General features: G+C 73.1%; 1 protein-coding gene. It reads left to right on the forward strand.

The features are described from left to right. Nucleotides 1–4,670 (forward strand): amino acid adenylation domain-containing protein (locus ACIQVZ_RS42215; protein WP_402458450.1); only part of this gene is annotated, 4,670 nt, incomplete at both ends.

A 4,670-nucleotide genomic window follows, 5' to 3' on the forward strand; every position in this document is an offset into this window, starting at 1 on the left:
ACCGTGGTGGCCGCCGTCCCGGGCGGCGCGGCGAACATCGCGGACGTCTACCCGCTGGCCCCCCTGCAGGAGGGCCTGTTCTTCCACCACCTGATGGCGGACCGCGACGGCGATGGCGACGCCTACCTGCTGCCGGTGTCGCTCGCCTTCGATTCCCGGCAGCGACTGGACACCTTCGTCGACGCGCTGCGCTGGGTGCTGGCGCGGCATGACATCTACCGCACCGCGATCGTCTGGGAGGGTCTGCGCGAGCCCGTCCAGGTCGTCCTCCGCGAGGCCGAACTGCCGGTCACCGAGGTCGTCCTCGCCGCCGGGAGCACCGACCCGGCGGAGGAGCTGATCGGTGCGGCCGGCGGCTGGCTGGAGCTGGACCGCGCGCCGCTGCTGAGCATGCACGTCGCCGCCGAGCCGGGCACCGGCCGGTGGCTGGCCGTGCTGCGGATCCACCACCTCGTCCAGGACCACACCGCGCGCGACGTGCTGCTCGGCGAGGTGCGGGCGTTCCTGGCGGGCCGGACGGCGGAGCTGCCGGAGCCGCTGCCGTTCCGCGAGTTCGTGGCCAGGGCCCGGTTCGGTGTGCCGCGCGAGGAGCATGAGCGCTACTTCGCCGAGCTGCTCGGCGATGTGGACGAGACCACTGCTCCCTTCGGCCTGACTGACGTGCACGGCGACAACTCCGACACCGAGCGTGGGCGGGTGCCGGTGCGGGAGGAACTCGCCACCCGGACCCGCGAGGTGGCGCGGTCGCTGGGCGTGAGCCCGGCCACGCTCTTCCACCTCGCCTGGGCCCGCGTCCTCGGGGCCGTGTCGGGCCGGGACGACGTGGTGTTCGGCACTGTGCTGTTCGGCCGGATGAGCGCGGGCGCCGGCGCGGACCGGGTACCGGGTCTTTTCATCAACACGCTGCCGGTCCGCGTCCGCCTCGACGGTTACTCCGTGGCGGAGGCCCTGGATGGGCTGCGCGGCCACCTGGCCGACCTGCTGGTGCACGAGAACGCCCCGCTCGCGCTCGCCCGGACGGCGAGCGGAATGCCGGGCGGCAGCGCGCTGTTCAGTGCACTCTTCAACTACCGGCACGCCGGTCCCGCGGTTCAGGGGCCCGACGCGCTGCTCGATGGCGTCACCGTGACGCAGACCAGGGAGGGTACCGGCTTCCCGCTGAGCGCGGCCGTCGACGACGACGGATCCCGGTTCGACATCACGGTGAGGGCCCCCGAGTGGGTCGGCCCGCACCGGGTCGCCGCCATGCTGCACACCGCGCTCGACAATCTGCTGGCCGCTCTTCTGCAGGCCCCTGGCACCCGGTTCACGGCCGTGGACGTGCTGGACGCGGAGGAATGCCGGCAGGTCCTGGAGGAGTGGAACGACACGGTGGTCCCGGTGCCGGACACGACGCTTCCGGAGCTGCTGTCCGCGCAGGCCGCGCGGACGCCGGACGCGACGGCGCTGCTGTTCGAGCGCACCGCAGATTCCCCGGAAGTCGGGGCGCCGTACGCGGAGCTGTCGTACGCGGAACTGTCGGCGCGGGTGAACCGCCTGGCGCGGCTGCTGGTCGGCCGCGGGGTGGGCCCGGAGTCGGCCGTCGCCGTGGTGATGGAGCGCTCCGTCGACCTAGTGGTGGCGGTCCTGGCCGTGGTCACCGCCGGCGGCGCCTACGTGGCGGTCGACCCGGAGCACCCGGACGCGCGGGTGGCCGGGATGCTGGCGGACAGCGCGCCGGCCGTCGTCCTGGCCTCGGCGGCGTCCGTTGCCGGGGTGTCGGCCTCCGCAGGGGTGCCGGTGCTGGTGCTGGACGACCCGGCGCTCGCCGGTGAACTGGCCGCACTGGACGGTTCGCCGCTCACCGACGCCGACCGGGTGTCGCCGTTGCTGCCGGACCACCGTGCGTACGTGCTGTTCACGTCGGGTTCGACGGGACGGCCCAAGGGCGTGGCGACCTCGCACCGCTCGCTCGTCAACCGCCTGCTGGGCATGCAGGACGCGTACGGCCTCTCCGCCGCCGACCGGCTGGTGCATAAGACGCCGTTCGGGTTCGACGTGTCGGTCTGGGAGATCTTCTGGCCGCTGACGCAGGGAGCTTCCCTGGTGGTGGCCCGCCCGGGCGGCCACCGCGATCCGGCCTACCTGGCGGGGGTGCTGCGGGACGCGGGCGTGACGGTCGCGCACTTCGTGCCGTCGATGCTGGAGCTGTTTCTGCAGGAGCCGGCGGCGACCGCGTGCACCGGCCTGAGAGTGGTGTTCTCCGGGGGCGAGGCACTGTCGGCGACGCTGCGGGACCGCTTCCTGTCGGCGCTCGACGTGCCGCTGTACAACCAGTACGGCCCGACCGAGGCGACGATCGACGTCACCGCGACGCGCTGCTTGGTTGAGGACGCCGCCCGGGTGACCATCGGTGCGCCGGTGTCCAACACCCGGCTGTACGTCCTGGACTCGCGGCTGCGCCCGGTACCGCAGGGCGTGGCCGGTGAGCTCTACCTGGCGGGCGTGCAGCTGGCGCGCGGCTACGTGGGCCGGGCCGGGCTGACCGGGGAGCGGTTCCTCGCGGACCCGTTCGGGCCGGCCGGCGAGCGGATGTACCGCACCGGCGACCTGGTGCGCTGGACCGCGCGGGGCGAGGTGGAGTACCTGGGGCGCGTCGACGACCAGGTGAAGATCCGCGGCCTGCGGGTGGAGCTGGGTGAGATCGAGTCCGTGCTGGCCGCTCACCCGGGCGTCGCCCGGGCCACCGTCGTGGTCCGCGAGGCCGCCCCGGGTGACGAACGTCTGGTCGCCTACCTCGTCCCCGTCATGGGCGCCGCCGCCGGAGGCCTCGACACGGGTGCGGTGCGTTCGTCCGCGGCGGAGCGGCTGCCGTTGTACATGGTGCCGTCGGCCTTCGTGGTGTTGGAGGCGCTGCCCCTGACGGTCAGCGGGAAGCTGGACCGCCGGGCGTTGCCCGATCCGGATTACAGCGTCGAGACCAGTGGCGGCCGGGCGCCGGCCACCGCCCAGGAAGAGCTGATCTGCCAGGGCTTCGCCGAGGTCCTCGGGCTGCCCTCGGTCGGCGTCGACGACGACTACTTCCTGCTCGGCGGCCACTCGCTGCTGGCCATCACACTCGTGCAGTGGCTGTGGGCGCGCGGCATCTCGGTGTCGGTGCGCACGCTGTTCGCGACGCCGACACCGGCCGGCCTCGCCGCGGCGACGGGCCCGGAGCAGGTCGCGGTGCCGCCGAACCTGATCCCGGAGGGCGCGACCGAGCTGACGCCGGCGATGCTGCCGCTGGTCGAGCTGACCGTGGCGGAGGTGGCCACCGTGGTGGCGGCCGTGCCGGGCGGCGCGGCGAACATCGCGGACGTGTACCCGCTGGCCCCCCTGCAGGAGGGTATGTACTTCCACTACCTGATGGCCGACCAGGACGGCGGCGACGTCTACCTGAAGCCCTCCGTGGTCGAACTCGACTCCCGGGAGCGGCTGGATGCCTTCCTGCGGGCCCTGCAGTGGATGGTCGACCGGCACGACGTCTACCGCACCGCGATCCTCTCCGAGGGCCTGCGCGAGCCCGTCCAGGTCGTCCTCCGGGAGGCCGAACTGCCGGTCACCGAGCTCGTGCTGGACCCGGACGGCGCGGAGCCGGTCGAGCAGCTGCTGGCCGCGGCCGGCGGATGGCTTGACCTGGGCACGGCGCCACTGATGCGGGTGCACGTCGCGCCCCACGCGGACGGCCGTCGCTGGCTGGCGCTGCTGTCGATGCACCACATCGTTCGCGATCACACGACGATGGACACGCTGCTCGCCGAGGCGCGGGCGTTCCTGTCCGGCCGGGCCGACGAGCTGCCGGAGCCGCTGCCGTTCCGTGAGTTCGTCGCCCAGGCCCGCCTCGGTGTGCCGCGCGAGGAGCACGAGCGCTACTTCGCCGAACTGCTCGGCGACGTGGACGAGACCACCGCGCCGTACGGGATGCTGGACGTCCACGGCGACGGCACCCAGGTCACCCAGGCCAAGCTGCCGGTGGAGGAGGAACTCGCCCGCCGGACCCGCGAGACGGCGCGGTCGCTGGGCGTGAGCCCGGCCACGATCTTCCATCTCGCCTGGGCGCGGGTGCTCGGTGCGCTGTCCGGCCGGGACGACGTGGTCTTCGGCAGCGTCCTGTTCGGCCGGATGAATGCCGGCGCCGGTGCGGACCGGGTGCCGGGCCTGTTCATCAACACCCTGCCGGTGCGCGTCCGGCTCGCCGAGCAGGCTGTCGGTGCGGCGGTCGACGCCGTGCGTAGCCAGCTGGCCGAGCTGATGGTCCACGAGCACGCCCCGCTGACCCTGGCCCAAGCGGCCAGCGGTCTGGCAGGCGGCAGCCCGCTCTTCACCTCGATCCTCAACTACCGGCACGTCCGGCCGGCTTCCGAGACCGGCGAGCGGCTCGAGGGCATCACCAAGCTCTACTACGAGGACCGCACCAACTACCCGCTGGACGCGGCCGTCGACGACGACGACAGTGGCTTCGCCCTGGTCGTCGAGGCGGTCGACCCGGCCGATCCGGCCTACGTCTGCGCACTGCTGCACGCCTGCCTCGGCGGCCTGGTCACCGCACTCGAACAGGACCCTGGTGTGGGGGTGGGGTCGGTGGATGTGTTGGGTGAGGTTGAGCGTCGTCGGGTGTTGGTGGAGTGGAATGCCACGGGCGCGGTGGAGTC

This window comes from Kitasatospora sp. NPDC098663, from assembly GCF_044760075.1.
Lineage (GTDB): Bacteria > Actinomycetota > Actinomycetes > Streptomycetales > Streptomycetaceae > Kitasatospora.